Genomic DNA, 757 nt, shown 5'->3' with positions numbered 1-757 from the left:
TGCACCCGGGAGGGTGTGGGAGAGTAGGTCACCGCCGGACAACCATTACAAGGAAGAGGGCCCCGCACCGACGCGGGGCCCTCACCCATTTAACAACCCACCCCACATCCGGAACGCTGTTGGCGGTCAGCCGGCCGAAAACCGGGGCCCACCTGGGGGCATCGCGGCGGCGCAGCCAGGGCGGCGGTGGCGTAGTAGCCGACACGTGCTGATCGTCTTTACCGCCGAGCCCAGGGCCGTTCATGCGGTTCGTAGTCCGGTGCTCGCCGCATGGAATCGGCGCCGGTGGTAAGCCCCGGTCGGCCTACGGACTAGAATGGAACAGCGGCCTGTTGATATCCGGCTGATCCGGTCCGGGCCACCGCAGATTTCGCGCCCATCCCGCGCACCAACCTACACATCCATAGTGACGAGCGACTGCATTAGCCCGTTGGTCGGCTCACGACGAGAGGAACCAGATACATGTCAGAGCAGAACAACCGGGACCGAAACGGCGACCAGGGGTCGCCCAGGAACAGCTCCTCCGGACGCGGGGGCTACCCACGCAGCTCAGGCGACCGCCCCGGCGGGCGCAGTGACCGCGGCTTCCAGTCCGGCGAGGGCCGTGGGCAGTCCCGCTCCTATGGTGATCGTGGCAGTGATCGTCCGCGGTTCAACGATGATCGTGGGCCGCGGGAGAACCGTGGCTACCAGGGCCGCGACGAGCGTGGCGGCAGCGACCGTCCCCGCAGCTTCGGCGACCGGGACCGCGGCAACG

General features: G+C 67.9%; 1 protein-coding gene. It reads right to left on the bottom strand.

Annotated elements, in window-relative coordinates; all coding sequences use genetic code 11:
* Positions 1-549: 549 nt before the first annotated feature.
* On the bottom strand, positions 550-757 hold a 208-nt coding region (locus AC5RUW_RS16610), incomplete at its 5' end, for a hypothetical protein (RefSeq protein ID WP_494161695.1).

The sequence above is a fragment of the Arthrobacter sp. Y3222053 genome, assembly GCF_059092805.1.
Note: the sequence above shows the minus strand (reverse complement) of the source record. Positions and strands in the feature narration are given on the sequence as shown.